The 14074-nt window shown below is 61.8% G+C and carries 11 protein-coding genes; 5 read left to right on the top strand and 6 right to left on the bottom strand.

The genetic code is table 11. The annotated features are described in order from the left end of the window. From OC71_RS12550 to OC71_RS12540, 3 genes are all read right to left on the bottom strand, one after another. Entirely contained in the window at positions 1-942 is a 942-nt protein-coding gene (locus OC71_RS12550) for a rhodanese-related sulfurtransferase (RefSeq protein ID WP_041069334.1), read from the bottom strand. A gap of 238 nt (positions 943-1180) precedes the next feature. Next, positions 1181-1480, bottom strand: coding sequence for a BolA family transcriptional regulator (locus OC71_RS12545; protein WP_041069332.1), 300 nt, complete (start codon positions 1478-1480; stop codon positions 1181-1183). Positions 1481-1492: 12 nt separating this feature from the next. After that, entirely contained in the window at positions 1493-2011 is a 519-nt protein-coding gene (locus OC71_RS12540; RefSeq protein WP_003226938.1) for a DUF2059 domain-containing protein, read from the bottom strand. A 193-nt stretch (positions 2012-2204) separates the two neighbouring features. On the opposite strand from OC71_RS12540, the gene OC71_RS12535 reads away from it, so the two are divergent. After that, positions 2205-3599, top strand: a complete 1395-nt coding sequence (locus OC71_RS12535; RefSeq protein ID WP_027612406.1) for a class II fumarate hydratase — start codon at positions 2205-2207, stop codon at positions 3597-3599. A gap of 87 nt (positions 3600-3686) precedes the next feature. On the opposite strand, the gene OC71_RS12530 is transcribed toward OC71_RS12535, so the two are convergent. Then, positions 3687-4640, bottom strand: a complete 954-nt coding sequence (locus tag OC71_RS12530) for a DMT family transporter (protein ID WP_041069328.1) — start codon at positions 4638-4640, stop codon at positions 3687-3689. 210 nt (positions 4641-4850) lie between these two features. Between OC71_RS12530 and OC71_RS12525 the strand changes: the two genes are divergently transcribed. After that, the gene (locus OC71_RS12525; protein WP_041069325.1) at positions 4851-5054 is read left to right on the top strand and encodes a DUF6316 family protein; all 204 of its coding nucleotides are present in this window, start codon (positions 4851-4853) and stop codon (positions 5052-5054) included. A gap of 126 nt (positions 5055-5180) precedes the next feature. Here the strand turns inward: OC71_RS12525 and OC71_RS12520 are convergent, their stop codons facing one another. Both OC71_RS12520 and pap read right to left on the bottom strand, forming a co-directional pair. Further along, positions 5181-6365: a thiolase family protein gene (locus tag OC71_RS12520; protein WP_041069323.1), complete on the bottom strand. Its 1185-nt coding sequence runs from the start codon at positions 6363-6365 to the stop codon at positions 5181-5183. Between the two features lie 103 nt (positions 6366-6468). After that, positions 6469-7983 carry a polyphosphate:AMP phosphotransferase gene (gene pap / locus OC71_RS12515; protein WP_041069320.1) on the bottom strand — a complete coding sequence of 505 codons (1515 nt, stop codon included), beginning with the start codon at positions 7981-7983 and terminating at the stop codon, positions 6469-6471. Between the two features lie 337 nt (positions 7984-8320). Between pap and mnmC the strand changes: the two genes are divergently transcribed. From mnmC to ngg, 3 genes are all read left to right on the top strand, one after another. Further along, positions 8321-10300 carry a bifunctional tRNA (5-methylaminomethyl-2-thiouridine)(34)-methyltransferase MnmD/FAD-dependent 5-carboxymethylaminomethyl-2-thiouridine(34) oxidoreductase MnmC gene (gene mnmC, locus OC71_RS12510; protein ID WP_041069317.1) on the top strand — a complete coding sequence of 660 codons (1980 nt, stop codon included), beginning with the start codon at positions 8321-8323 and terminating at the stop codon, positions 10298-10300. A 149-nt stretch (positions 10301-10449) separates the two neighbouring features. After that, positions 10450-12222 (top strand): N-acetylglutaminylglutamine amidotransferase, encoded by a 1773-nt coding sequence (locus tag OC71_RS12505; protein WP_041069314.1) that lies wholly within the window; start codon positions 10450-10452, stop codon positions 12220-12222. A gap of 3 nt (positions 12223-12225) precedes the next feature. After that, the gene (gene ngg, locus OC71_RS12500) at positions 12226-13974 is read left to right on the top strand and encodes an N-acetylglutaminylglutamine synthetase (RefSeq protein WP_041069311.1); all 1749 of its coding nucleotides are present in this window, start codon (positions 12226-12228) and stop codon (positions 13972-13974) included. Positions 13975-14074 lie beyond the last annotated feature (100 nt).

Below are 14074 nucleotides of genomic sequence, written 5' to 3'. Positions count from 1 at the left end.
TCAGGCCTCGGTGGATGCTTGTTTATAGTTGTAGCCGATCGGGTGCGGCATGTTGCGCGCCTTGGCCAGTTCGATCTGCTTCTGCCGATCGATGGCGCTGCGGCGGGTTTTCTCGCTCAACTTGTCCCAGCAATGCGGGCAGCTGATGCCGGCCACGTAATGTTCGGAGGCACGATCTTCAACACTGACCGGAGTGCGGCAGGCATGACATTGATCGTAGTCGCCTTCGCTGAGGTCGTGACGCACGGTCACGCGGTTGTCGAAGACGAAGCAGTCGCCCTGCCACTTGGTCTCTTCCTGCGGCACTTCTTCGAGGTACTTCAGGATGCCGCCCTTGAGGTGGTAAACCTCTTCGAAACCCTCACCCAGCATGTAGCTGGAGGCTTTCTCGCAGCGAATGCCACCGGTGCAGAACATCGCGACCTTCTTGTGTACGGCCGGGTCGAAGTGCTCTTTGATGTAGTCGGGGAATTCACGAAAACTGGTGGTTTTCGGATCGATGGCGCCTTCGAACGTGCCGATCGCCACTTCGTAATCGTTGCGGGTGTCGATCAGCAGCACTTGCGGATCGCTGATCAGCGCGTTCCAGTCCTGCGGTTCGACGTAGGTGCCGACCTTTTTGTTCGGGTCCACGCCTTCGACGCCGAGGGTGACGATCTCTTTCTTCAGCTTGACCTTGGTGCGATAGAACGGCTGCTCGTCGCAGTACGACTCTTTGTGGTCGATGTCGATCATGCGCGGGTCGTTCTTCAGCCAGGCGAGCAGGCCATCGATGCCTTCGCGGCTGCCGGACACGGTGCCGTTGATGCCTTCTTCGGCGATCAGCAGCGTGCCTTTGATGCCGTTGTCGACCATCGCTTTGAGCAGTGGCTCGCGCAGGTCAACGTAATCTTCGAGGGTGACGAACTTATACAGTGCCGCCACGACAATCGGTTGTGTCATGGGTATTTCTCCAGGTGGCTACCCTCGCAAAGGGTGAACCGGATTCAAAAAAAACGCGCCGGCTGAGCGGCGCGTTGCGGATTCTAGCAAAAACACGGTGGTTTTAGGATCTGTAGAAACTCTGTGGCGAGGGAGCTTGCTCCCGCTCGGCTGCGAAGCAGTCGCAAAACTCGCACCTTGGGAGTGCTGCGCACTCCAGCGGGAGCAAGCTCCCTCGCCACAGCAGCCCTCGCAATCCTCAGTGTTTGCTACCGCCGGCACAGGTCGGCGACGCCGGGGCGGCGCCGACTTCGGCCCATTCCTGCGGGGTGTAGGTGTGCAGCGCCAACGCATGGAACTCGCCCATCAGCTCGCCGAGCGTGCCGTAGACTTTCTGGTGGCGCTTGACCCGGTTCAGGCCTTCGAACTGCGCGCTGACCACCACCGCCTTGAAGTGGGTCTGCAACCCGCGACTGTGCATGTGGCTTTCGTCCAGCACCTGCAAATGCTCAGGCTGAAGCAGAGCCAGCGTCGATTCGATGCGTTGTTGCATGCTCATCACGAACTCCGCTTACTTCTTCTTGGCCGGCGCAGCGCCTTTCGGTGCCAGCTCGTTGGTCATGTCGTCGAGCAGCTTGTTGACGACTGGCACGGCGCTTTCCAGCTTGGCCTGGGTCATCTGGGCCGATTGCTGGGTCAGCTGCGGCATTTTTTCCAGGACTTTCTTGCCCAGTGGCGACTGGTAGAACGCGACCAGGTCTTTCAGCTCCGATTCGCTGAAGTTGCTGGTGTAGAGCTTGACCATGTCAGGCTTGAGCTTGTTCCAGCCGATGGCCTGGTCCAGCGCGGCGTTGGCCTTGGCCTGGTAGGTTTCCAGTACGGCTTTTTTGGATTCCGGGGCTTTGGTCTGTTCAAAACGCTGAGCGAACATTTGCTGCACTTGCATGTACACCGGAGTGCCCAGCTTGTCAGCGTGCGCCAGGGTCAGGAAAGCTTCAGCACTGGCGTTGTGGCTGGCGGTATCGGCAAGCACCTGGCCGCTGGCGCAAACCAGTGCAACCGCGGTGCAGATGGCACGAAGACGAGTCATCGAGTTTCCTTTTCAGCTAGGCGAGGTCAAACCCCAAGGGCGACCATTCTGCGCCTAAAAAACCTCGTGGCTCAACCCCCGGGCCTTGCCGTGCTTGATTGGCGGGGTTTTGCCGGTCAACAATCGGTTCGAGGGAACCACCTGGGCCTGACCGGGCCTAAACTGCGCAAACAGACCAACAGGAGTGTGCACGATGAGCCGTATCGAAACCGACAGCCTGGGCCAGATCGAAGTCCCGGACGACGCCTACTGGGGTGCTCAGACGCAACGCTCGCTGATCAACTTCGCCATTGGTCAGGAACGCATGCCGCTGCCGGTATTGCACGCGCTGGCCCTGATCAAGAAAGCCGCCGCCCGGGTCAACGACCGCAACGGCGACCTGCCCGCCGACATCGCCCGCCTGATCGAGCAGGCCGCCGACGAAGTCCTCGACGGCCAGCACGACGACCAGTTTCCGCTGGTGGTCTGGCAGACCGGCAGCGGTACCCAGAGCAACATGAACGTCAACGAAGTGATCGCCGGCCGGGCCAACGAACTGGCCGGCAACCCGCGCGGCGGCAAGACGCCGGTGCACCCCAACGATCACGTCAACCGCTCGCAAAGCTCCAACGATTGCTTCCCCACCGCCATGAGCATCGCCACGGCCAAAGCCGTGCAGGAGCAATTGCTGCCGGCCATCGCCGAGCTGTCCGGTGGTCTGGCCGAACTGGCGGCGCGCCACATGAAACTGGTGAAGACCGGTCGCACGCACATGATGGACGCGACGCCGATCACCTTCGGTCAGGAGTTGTCCGGTTTCATAGCGCAGTTGGATTACGCCGAGCGAGCGATCCGTGCGGCACTGCCGGCGGTGTGCGAACTGGCACAGGGTGGCACCGCCGTCGGCACCGGCCTGAATTCGCCGCACGGTTTTGGCGAAGCGATTGCCGCCGAGCTCGCCGCTCTCTCCGGCCTGCCGTTCGTCACCGCGCCGAACAAGTTTGCCGCGCTGGCCGGGCATGAGCCGCTGACCAGCCTGTCCGGCGCCTTGAAGACCCTCGCCGTGGCGTTGATGAAAATCGCCAACGACCTGCGCCTGCTCGGCTCCGGCCCTCGCGCTGGCTTTGCCGAAGTGAAACTGCCGGCCAACGAACCGGGGAGCTCGATCATGCCCGGCAAGGTCAACCCGACGCAGTGCGAAGCGCTGTCGATGCTGGCCTGTCAGGTATTGGGCAACGATGTCACCATCGGCATCGCCGCCAGTCAGGGTCACCTGCAATTGAACGTGTACAAACCGGTGATCATCCATAACGTGTTGCAATCGATCCGCCTGCTCGCCGACGGCTGCAGCAACTTTCAGCAGCACTGCATTGCCGGTCTTGAACCCGACGCCGAAGTCATGGCCAAACACCTGGAACGTGGGCTGATGCTGGTGACGGCGCTGAACCCGCACATCGGTTACGACAAGTCGGCAGAAATCGCCAAGAAGGCTTACGGCGAGGGTCTGACCTTGCGTGAAGCGGCGTTGCAACTGGGCTATCTGACCGATGAAGAGTTCGATGCCTGGGTGCGACCGGAGAATATGATCGAGGCTGGCGCCAAAGGCTAACAGCAAAAAGATCGCAGCCTGCGGCAGCTCCTACAGGGGAACGCATTCCAACTGTAGGAGCTGCCGCAGGCTGCGATCTTTTGCTTTTCAGGCCACCCGCATCCGCCGCGCCTTCAGCCCGGCGATCAACGACGGCCCCAGCGCCACCAGCGCCGACCCCAGCACCACCAGCACCGCGCCGCCGTAGCCCAGACCATTGATCTGCTCGGCCTGCACATACGCCGGCCACATCCACGCGGCCAGCGCCACCGCGCCAAAGGTCACCAACGGCGTGATCGCCAACGTCGCACTGACGCGCGACGCCTCCCAATGCGCCAGCGCCTCGGCAAATGCACCGTAGGCAATCAGCGTATTCATACAGCAAGCCAGCAGCAGCCAGCCCTGCAATGGGCTCAATTCCAGCGCTTTGAGTGGATGCACCCACGGCGTCAGCAACAAAGCGCAGAACAGGTAAATCACCATCATCACCTGCAACGAATTCCATACCGTGAGCAATTGCTTCTGGCCCAGCGCGTAGAACGTCCAGACGGTCGAGGCCAACAGCACCAGCAACACGCCGGCGGTGTAGTCCGACAATGACGTCAGCAACTCGGCCAGCCGTTGATTGAAAAACAGCACGAAGCCGATCAGCAGCACTGCCAGACCCATGCCCTGACCGATGCTGAAGCGCTCCTTGAACACAAACAGGCTGGCGATCAGCAACATGATCGGCCCCATCTGCACCACCAGTTGCGCGGTGCCGGGGCTGAGCAGATTGAGCCCCATCAGGTACAGCACGTAGTTGCCCACCAGCCCGAGCACCGCCATCAACACCAGCCAGCCGCCCCGGGGGCCGAGGACTTTGCGGCTCGGCAGACGCTTGACCGACGCCAGATAAATAAACAGGCAACCACCGGAGACCAACAGACGAAACCAGGTCACGGTGATCGGGTCCATCACCTGCAACACCTGTTTGAGCTTGATCGGCAGGATGCCCCACAAAAACGCCGTCAGCAGCGCCAGGAACAGACCGTAGACCCAGCGACCGGATGAAATGTGCATGCGAACCCCAAAGCCTGCTGACGAGAGCGGTCATTCTAGGCCCGCGCGCAGGCGCAACACAGGGACAGTTCCGGTCAGGCCGCAAATGAAACTGTGCAGGTCGCAGCATTAAATTGACGTTTTGCCGTTGATCGGCTGACCGGGCGCGCCAAGTGCTTCAGGCATAAGCTCATTGGATCCCTTTCAGCGCATCAACCAAGGAGGCCGATCATGTACGGAATGCGCGCCCAGGACAGCGCCCCCGCCACCCACTTTCGCAGTGAGCGGATGTGTAGGGTCAATGGTGAACTGTTTTTCTGCACGCGGGAGAACACCCTTGAAGGGCCGTTCGCTTCCCCGGAGAAGGCTGAGCAGGAAATAAAAGCGTACATCGCGCGGATGCAGCTTCTGGATTCCAACCGGTCATCAGGTTGATCCCATCGCTGGCAAGCCAGCTCCCACAGTGTCCAGGGTGTTCACAAATACAGGCAACACCTGCAGAACCTGTGGGAGCTGGCTTGCCAGCGATGACGGCTTGAATGCCGACTATTATCTTCAGACTTACCGAACAGCCTCGAACAACCCCGTCGCCCCCATCCCGCCCCCCACGCACATGGTCACGATGCCGTAACGCAGATTGCGCCGTTGCAACTCACGCACCAGATGTCCGACCTGCCGCGAGCCGGTCATGCCGAACGGGTGGCCGATGGAAATCGAGCCGCCGTTGACGTTGTATTTTTCGTTGTCGATCTCCAGCCGGTCGCGGGCATACAGGCACTGCGAAGCAAACGCCTCGTTCAGTTCCCACAGATCGATATCCGCCACTTGCAGGCCCTTGGCCTTGAGCAGTTTCGGCACCGAGAACACCGGGCCGATGCCCATTTCGTCCGGCTCGCAACCGGCCACGGTGAAGCCGCGGAAAAACGCCTTCGGCTTGAGTCCCAGTTGCAGGGCTTTCTCCAGACTCATCACCAGCGTCATCGACGCGCCGTCGGACAGCTGCGACGAGTTGCCGGCCGTCACCGAACCGTCCTCGGCAAATACCGGTTTCAGTCCGGCGAGACTTTCGTAAGTGGTGTCCGGGCGGTTGCAGTCGTCGCGATCGACGATGCCGTCGAGGATCTGCACCTCGCCGCTGTTTTTGTCCTCGACCCGGTATTTGACCGCCATCGGCACGATCTCGTCATCGAACAGCCCCGCCGCCTGAGCCTGGGCGGTGCGCAACTGGCTTTGCAACGCATAGCGATCCTGCACCTCGCGACTCACGTCATAACGACGCGCCACGACTTCAGCGGTTTGCCCCATGGTGTAGTAGATGCCCGGCACCTGCTGTTTGAGCAGCGGATTGATCAGGTGATCGGTGTTGACGCTTTTCAGGGTCAGGCTGATCGACTCAACGCCACCGGCGACAATGATGTCGCTGCAACCGGAAGCAATCTGGTTAGCGGCAATCGCAATCGCCTGCAAACCCGAGGAGCAAAAACGGTTGAGGGTCATGCCGGCCACATGGGTGCCCAGCCGCGAGAGCACCGCCACGTTGCGACCAATGTTGTAACCCTGCGCGCCTTCGTTGGAGCCGGCGCCGACAATGCAGTCCTCGACGCTGGCCGGGTCGATGTCGTTGCGCGACAGCAGCGCATTGACGCAATGGGCCGCCATGTCGTCGGGGCGGGTCTGGTTGAACTTGCCGCGAAAGGATTTGGCCAGGCCGGTCCGCACGCTGTCGACGATCACCACTTCACGCATGGCATACCTCAATTGTTGTTGTCGGAAGAGAGTCAACCGAGAATAAGTCCACCCCGCCGCCGACCGCGACAATCATTCACCCCGCGTATGCGTGCCCATTGGCTCAGTCCTTGTGTTTTTTCGCGCGCTTGTCGGACTTCTCGAACGCCTCTTCGAGTGCTCGGTTGATCGTGCGCAGGACCTTGACCCGCGCCCAGCGTTTGTCATTGGCCTCGACCAGCGTCCACGGCGAAATCTCGGTGCTGGTGCGGTCGACCATGTCGCCCACGGCGGCGCGGTAGGCGTCCCACTTGTCGCGGTTGCGCCAGTCGTCCTCGGTGATCTTGAAGCGCTTGAACGGGATCTGCTCGCGGGCCTGGAAACGTTCCATCTGCGTGTCCTTGTCGATCGCCAGCCAGAACTTGACGACGATGACCCCGGCGTCGGCGATCTGCTCTTCGAAGTCATTGATCTCGCTGTAGGCGCGCAACCAGTCGGCCGGGCTGCAAAAGCCCTCGACCCGCTCCACCAGCACCCGGCCATACCACGAGCGGTCGAACACGGTGAACTTGCCGCGTGCCGGCAAATGTCGCCAGAAGCGCCACAGATACGGCTGCGCACGCTCCTCTTCGGTCGGCGCGGCAATCGGCACGATGCTGTACTGACGCGGATCGAGCGCCGCCGCCACCCGGCGAATCGCCCCGCCCTTGCCCGCCGCATCATTGCCTTCGAACACCGCCACCAACGCATGGCGACGCATGCGCTTGTCACGCATCAACCCGGACAGCCGCGCCTGCTCGGTGATCAGTTGTTCTTCGTAATCTTTCTTTTCCAGCTGCTGGTTCAGGTCGAGGCTGTCGAGCAGGTTGAGTTCGTCGACGGCAGTGCCCAACGGGGCGGCATTGACCTCTTCGGTATGCACCTCAGGACGCTTGAGCGCGTTCTGCAAGCCCTCCAGCAGGATCTTGCCCACCGCGAGGCTGCGGTAGTTGGCGTCCATGCCTTCGATGATGTGCCAGGGCGCGTAGTCGCGGCTGGTGCGGCGCAACACGCGCTCGCCGTATTTGACGAACTTGTCGTAGGTCTGCGATTGCTGCCAGTCCAGCGGGCTGATGCGCCAGCTGTGCAGCGGGTCGTCGGCCAACGCCTTGAGGCGGGCCTTCATCTGTTTCTTGGACAGGTGAAACCAGAACTTGAAGATCAGCGCACCTTCATCGCAGAGCATCTTTTCCAGACGCTCGGCGGCGTTGATCGCCTGATCCAGACGCGGATCCTTGAACAGCCCGTGAACCCGGCCCTGAAGCATCTGGCTGTACCAGTTGCCGAAGAACACGCCCATCCGTCCTTTGGCCGGGAGCATCCGCCAGTAACGCCACGCCGGTGGCCTTGCCAGTTCTTCATCGGTCTGCTGATCGAAGGTACGCACCTCGATCAGACGCGGGTCCATCCATTCGTTGAGCAACTTGACGGTCTCGCCCTTGCCGGCGCCCTCGATGCCGTTGATCAGAATGATCACCGGGAAACGCTTCTGCTGCTGCAACTCGAACTGCGCTTCCAGCAGTGCTTCACGCAAGGCAGGCACAGCCGCGTCGTAAGTCTCTTTGTCGATGGCATGGCCGATTTCGGCGGATTCAAACATGGGGACGGCTCCTTCCAGGATTCAGCAAGACTAGCGGATTGGGCACGGGCACGACGGAGAAATTCCGCACACCATGGCAATTGGGATGAATGAGTAAACTGTGGCGAGGGAGCTTGCTCCCGCTCGGCTGCGCAGCAGTCGCAAGACCTGCAGCCACCGTCCTCCAGACAAATTGCGATCGCTGGTTTTGGGGCTGCTTCGCACCCCAGCGGGAGCAAGCTCCCTCGCCACAAAAGCCGGTGATGATCCTGCATTCGATCCAAGGATCACTTGCCATGGATCAAGCACCCTCCGCCCGATCAGCTAGAATGGCCGCCTTGTCGTTGCCGAGCCTGCCATGAAACCTGTATTGCCCCACGCCCAACTCGACTGGGATGACCAGGGACGCCCGCGCTCGCGGGTGTTCGATGATGTGTATTTTTCCGACCAGTCGGGGCTGGATGAAACCCGTTACGTGTTCCTCGAACAGAATCGCCTGGCCGAGCGTTTTGCCGCGTTGCCGGCGCACGGGCGGCTGGTGATCGGCGAAACCGGCTTCGGCACCGGGCTGAATTTCCTTTGCGCCTGGCAGCTGTTTGAACAGCACGCGGTGGCCGGAGCACGGCTGCATTTTGTCAGTGTCGAAAAGTACCCGCTGAGTCCGGCGGATCTGCAACGGGCTTTGGCCCTGTGGCCGCAACTCAAGCCGCTGGCCGATCAACTGCTGACCCATTACGTGGCAATCCATCAGGGCTTTCAGCGGATCGTCCTCGGCAACGGCCGGGTCACGCTGACGCTGCTGATCGGCGATGCGCTGGAGCAGCTGCCGCAACTCGATGCGCAGATTGACGCGTGGTTTCTCGACGGTTTCGCCCCGGCGAAAAATCCCGACATGTGGACCGCAGAACTGTTCGTCGAACTGGCTCGACTGGCCGCCCCCGGCTCGACCATCAGTACCTTCACCAGCACCGGTTGGGTCAGGCGTTTGCTCAACGCCGCCGGGTTCAAGATGAAACGCACACCGGGCATCGGCCACAAGTGGGAGATCCTGCGCGGCGAATTTCTCGGCTGGCCGCAGGATGTCGCGCCACCGCTGCCGGACAAACCGTGGTTCGCCCGCCCTGCTCCGCTGACTGGCGAGCGGCGCGCGCTGGTGATCGGCGCCGGGCTGGCCGGTTGTGCGACCGCTGCCAGCCTCGCCGCGCGCGGTTGGCACGTCGGTCTGCTGGAACGTCACGAGGCCGTGGCGCAGGAGGCGTCGGGCAATCCACAGGGCGTGCTGTACCTGAAGCTGTCGGCCCACGGCACTGCGTTGTCGCAACTGATCGTCAGCGGCTTCGGCTACACCCGCCGCCTGCTGGAAACCCTGCAACGCGGCACCGACTGGGACGATTGCGGCGTGCTGCAATTGGCGTTCAATGCCAAGGAGGCCGAGCGTCAGGCGCAATTGGCCGCGGCGTTCCCGGAAGACTTGGTGCACTGGCTCGATCAGCCGCAAGCCGAGATTCAGGCCGGCATCGGTCTGGCCCATGGCGGTTTGTACTATCCCGAAGGGGGCTGGGTGCATCCGCCCGCGCTGTGCCAGGCGCAAGCCGCGCAGGCGAACATCGAACTGCTCAAGCATCACGATGCGCTGGAACTGCGCAGGGTCGAGGGACAGTGGCAAGCCCTCGACGGCGAACGGGTGCTCGCCAGCGCGCCGGTGGTGGTGCTGGCCGGCGCAGCGGAGATCAAACGCTTTGCGCAAAGTGCCGAGCTGCCGCTCAAGCGCATTCGCGGGCAGATCACGCGCCTGCCGCAAACCGCCGAGAGTCAGGCGCTGCGCACTGTGGTCTGCGCCGAAGGTTATGTCGCCCCGACACGTCTGGGCGAACACACGCTCGGCGCCAGTTTCGACTTCAACAGCGACGACCTGACACCGACCACCGCCGAACACTTGGGCAATCTGGCGATGCTCGAAGAGATCTCCAGCGATTTGGTAGCGCGTCTGCACATCAATGAGCTGCCCCCGGAAACCCTGGAAGGACGCGCCGCATTTCGCTGCACCAGTCCTGACTATCTGCCGATTGTCGGCCCCCTCGCCGACCGCGAAGCCTTCGCCGAGGCCTATGCCGCGTTGAGCAAGGATGCGCGCCAAGTGCCGGACATCGACTGCCCGTGGCTCGATGGCCTGTACGTCAACAGCGGCCATGGTTCACGCGGGCTGATCACCGCGCCGCTGTCGGGCGAACTGCTCGCGGCGTGGCTGGACAACGAGCCGCTGCCGCTGCCCAAAAGCGTCGCCGAGGCCTGCCATCCCAATCGTTTCGCCTTGCGCACGTTAATCCGCGGCAAATGAAAAACGGCGGCTGGCCGCTGGTCAGTCGCCGCCTCTTATAACTCATCGTTCTAAAACTCCCACATCTGCAGCGGGTCAGTTTCTGAGTACCGGCCATTTTGGCCAGACTTGAATGCCCCCTCCCCAACGGAAAAACCGGTAAGGACTTTATGTGCGGATTAGCTGGCGAGTTACGTTTTGATCATCAACCTGCAGACCTTGCAGCGGTAGAGCGAATCACCCATCACCTGGCCCCTCGCGGCCCCGACGCGTGGGGCTTCCATGCCCAAGGGCCGATTGCCCTCGGCCATCGTCGCCTGAAAATCATGGACCTGTCGGACGGCTCGGCTCAGCCGATGATCGACAGCCAGCTGGGCTTGTCCCTCGCCTTCAACGGCGCGATCTACAACTTCCCGGAACTGCGTGCCGAACTCGAAGCGCTCGGCTATGCCTTCTATTCCGGTGGCGACACCGAAGTGCTGCTCAAGGGCTACCACGCCTGGGGTGAAGCGCTGCTGCCAAAACTCAACGGCATGTTCGCCTTCGCCATCTGGGAACGCGATGCCCAGCGCCTGTTCATCGCTCGTGACCGCCTCGGCGTGAAGCCTTTGTACCTGTCGCGCACCGGCCAGCGTTTGCGCTTCGCCTCGGCCCTGCCGGCGCTGCTCAAGGGCGGCGACATCAACCCGATCCTCGATCCGGTGGCGCTCAATCACTACCTGAATTTCCATGCGGTGGTGCCGGCTCCACGCACTTTGCTCGCGGGCATCGAAAAGCTGCCGCCAGCGACCTGGATGCGCGTCGAAGCCGATGGCCGCACCGAGCAGAAAACCTGGTGGACCCTGCCCTACGGCCCGCACGACGACGAGAAAAACCTGACCCTCGAAGACTGGCGCGACCGCGTGCTCGACAGCACCCGCGAGGCGGTAGCGATTCGTCAACGGGCGGCGGTGGATGTCGGCGTGCTGCTTTCCGGCGGTGTCGATTCGAGCATGCTTGTCGGCCTGTTGCGTGAAGTCGGCGTGGAGAACCTGTCGACCTTTTCCATCGGCTTCCAGGACGCTGGCGGCGAGCGCGGTGACGAATTCCAGTATTCCGATCTGATCGCCAGACACTACGGCACGCAGCACCATCAATTGCGCATCGACGAAAAAGAGATCATCGAGCAACTGCCCGCGGCGTTCCGCGCGATGAGCGAGCCGATGGTCAGCCACGACTGCATCGCCTTCTACCTGCTGTCGCGCGAAGTGGCCAAGCACTGCAAAGTGGTGCAAAGCGGCCAGGGTGCGGACGAGTTGTTCGCCGGTTATCACTGGTACCCGCAAGTCGACGGTGCGGCGGATCCATACGCAGCCTATCGCGCGGCGTTCTTCGACCGCAGCTACGACGACTACGCCGCCACCGTGCAACCGAAATGGTTGACCGCGAATGACGCGGCCGGCGACTTCGTGAAAGAACACTTCGCCCAACCCGGCGCCGATGCTGCCGTCGATAAAGCCCTGCGTCTGGACAGCACGGTGATGCTGGTGGACGACCCGGTCAAACGCGTCGACAACATGACCATGGCCTGGGGTCTGGAAGCGCGCACGCCGTTTCTCGATTATCGACTGGTTGAGCTCTCCGCAAGGATTCCCGGTCAGTTCAAGCTGCCGGACGGTGGTAAACAAGTGCTCAAAGAAGCGGCGCGTCTGGTGATTCCAAGCGAAGTGATCGACCGCAAGAAAGGTTACTTCCCAGTGCCGGGCCTCAAGCATTTGCAAGGCGACACCCTGAACTGGGTGCGTGAACTGCTGCTGGATCCTAGCCAGGATCGCGGCCTGTTCAACCCGGCCATGCTCGACAAACTGCTGACTGATCCGCAAGGCCAACTGACGCCTTTGCGCGGCTCGAAACTGTGGCAACTGGCGGCCCTGAACCTGTGGCTCAGTGAACAAGGAATCTGATTGATGAAACCTCACGCCACGGCTATCAACCAACGCCTGTTGCGCGGCCAGACACCGTCGTATGAACGTTTGCAGGCGCGTCTGGCCGAAGACGGCAGCGAACTCGGCGCCGACCCCATCGCCGTGCATTGCGGTTGGGGCCGGCTGCTGATCGGTCACACCTTTCCTGACCCGGCGACGCTGGCGCAGGAACTGCTCAACGAGCAGCCCGGCGAGCGCGATATCGCCCTGTACGTTGCCGCACCGCAACAGATTCTCGGGCTGGAACCGACGCAACTGTTTCTCGATCCGTCCGATACTCTGCGCCTGTGGTTCAGCGATTACCGCCAGGCCACCCGGGTATTTCGCGGCTTCCGCATTCGCCGGGCACAAAGCGAAGCCGACTGGCAAGCAATCAATCTGCTGTATCAGGCACGCGGCATGCTGCCGATCGATGCCACGCGCCTGACTCCGCATCATCAGGGCGGCCCGGTGTACTGGCTCGCCGAAGATGAAGACAGCGGCGCGGTAATCGGCAGTGTCATGGGCCTCAATCACCAGAAAGCCTTCAACGATCCGGAACACGGCAGCAGCCTGTGGTGCCTGGCGGTGGATCCGCAATGTTCGCGGCCCGGCGTCGGCGAAGTGCTGGTGCGGCACTTGATCGAACACTTCATGAGTCGCGGCCTGAGTTATCTGGATCTGTCGGTACTGCATGACAACCGCCAGGCGAAGAACCTGTACGCCAAACTCGGTTTTCGCAACCTCTCGACCTTCGCCATCAAACGCAAGAACGGCATTAACCAGACGCTGTTCCTCGGGCCCGGGCCGGAAGCCAATTTCAACCCTTATGCGCGGATCATCGTCGAGGAAGCGCATCGGCGCGGCATCGACGTGCAGGTGGATGATGCCGAAGCCGGGCTGTTCACCCTCAGCCATGGCGGACGTCGGGTGCGTTGCCGCGAATCGTTGAGCGACTTGACCAGCGCGATCAGCATGAGTTTGTGCCAAGACAAAAGCCTGACCCACAAAGTGTTGAAAGGCGCCGGACTGAAGCTGCCCTCGCAGCAATTGGCAGGCAACGCCGACGACAATCTGGCGTTTCTCGATGAGCATCAGCGGGTGGTGGTCAAGCCGCTCGACGGTGAACAGGGCCAAGGCGTGGCGGTGGATTTGCAGAGCATCGAAGAGGTGCAGCAGGCCATCGAAGCCGCCAAGCGTTTTGACAGCCGCGTACTGCTCGAAAGCTTCCACGAAGGCCTCGACCTGCGGATTCTGGTGATCGGTTTTGAAGTGGTGGCGGCAGCGATTCGTCGTCCCGCCGAGGTGGTCGGTGACGGCCATCATTCGATCGGTGCATTGATCGAGGCGCAGAGTCGACGCCGGCAAGCCGCGACTGGGGGCGAGAGCAAGATCCCGCTGGATCACGAAACCCAACGCACTCTGCATGCGGCCGGTTATGACTACAGCACTGTCTTGCCGGCAGGCGAACACCTGTTTGTGCGCCGCACCGCCAATCTCCACACCGGCGGCACGCTGGAAGACGTCACGGCGATTCTGCACCCGACTCTGGTCGATGCCGCCGTTCGTGCAGCGCGGGCACTGGATATTCCAATGGTCGGCCTCGATTTGATGGTGCCGGCAGCGGATCAAGCGGAGTACGTGTTTATCGAAGCCAACGAACGCGCTGGCCTGGCCAATCACGAGCCGCAGCCGACGGCGGAGCGGTTTGTCGATCTGTTGTTTCCGCACAGTCAGCCGGCTGTTTCTTGATCATTTAGAGCCTGAACCGGCCCCATCGCTGGCAAGCCAGCTCCCACACGTTTACCGGTGTACCCCATCACTGTGGGAGCTGGCTTGCCAGCGATGAGGG

Source organism: Pseudomonas sp. W15Feb9B, assembly GCF_000828175.1.
Lineage (GTDB): Bacteria > Pseudomonadota > Gammaproteobacteria > Pseudomonadales > Pseudomonadaceae > Aquipseudomonas > Aquipseudomonas parakoreensis.
This window is presented reverse-complemented; position numbering and strand designations above follow the sequence as displayed.

Bases quoted from the DNA above. Each gene is read 5' to 3' on its own strand.
- OC71_RS12550 (WP_041069334.1), bottom strand. From the start codon at position 942: ATGACACAACCGATTGTCGTGGCGGCACTGTATAAGTTCGTCACCCTC.
- OC71_RS12545 (WP_041069332.1), bottom strand. From the start codon at position 1,480: ATGAGCATGCAACAACGCATCGAATCGACGCTGGCTCTGCTTCAGCCT.
- OC71_RS12540 (WP_003226938.1), bottom strand. From the start codon at position 2,011: ATGACTCGTCTTCGTGCCATCTGCACCGCGGTTGCACTGGTTTGCGCC.
- OC71_RS12535 (WP_027612406.1), top strand. From the start codon at position 2,205: ATGAGCCGTATCGAAACCGACAGCCTGGGCCAGATCGAAGTCCCGGAC.
- OC71_RS12530 (WP_041069328.1), bottom strand. From the start codon at position 4,640: ATGCACATTTCATCCGGTCGCTGGGTCTACGGTCTGTTCCTGGCGCTG.
- OC71_RS12525 (WP_041069325.1), top strand. From the start codon at position 4,851: ATGTACGGAATGCGCGCCCAGGACAGCGCCCCCGCCACCCACTTTCGC.
- OC71_RS12520 (WP_041069323.1), bottom strand. From the start codon at position 6,365: ATGCGTGAAGTGGTGATCGTCGACAGCGTGCGGACCGGCCTGGCCAAA.
- pap (WP_041069320.1), bottom strand. From the start codon at position 7,983: ATGTTTGAATCCGCCGAAATCGGCCATGCCATCGACAAAGAGACTTAC.
- mnmC (WP_041069317.1), top strand. From the start codon at position 8,321: ATGAAACCTGTATTGCCCCACGCCCAACTCGACTGGGATGACCAGGGA.
- OC71_RS12505 (WP_041069314.1), top strand. From the start codon at position 10,450: ATGTGCGGATTAGCTGGCGAGTTACGTTTTGATCATCAACCTGCAGAC.
- ngg (WP_041069311.1), top strand. From the start codon at position 12,226: ATGAAACCTCACGCCACGGCTATCAACCAACGCCTGTTGCGCGGCCAG.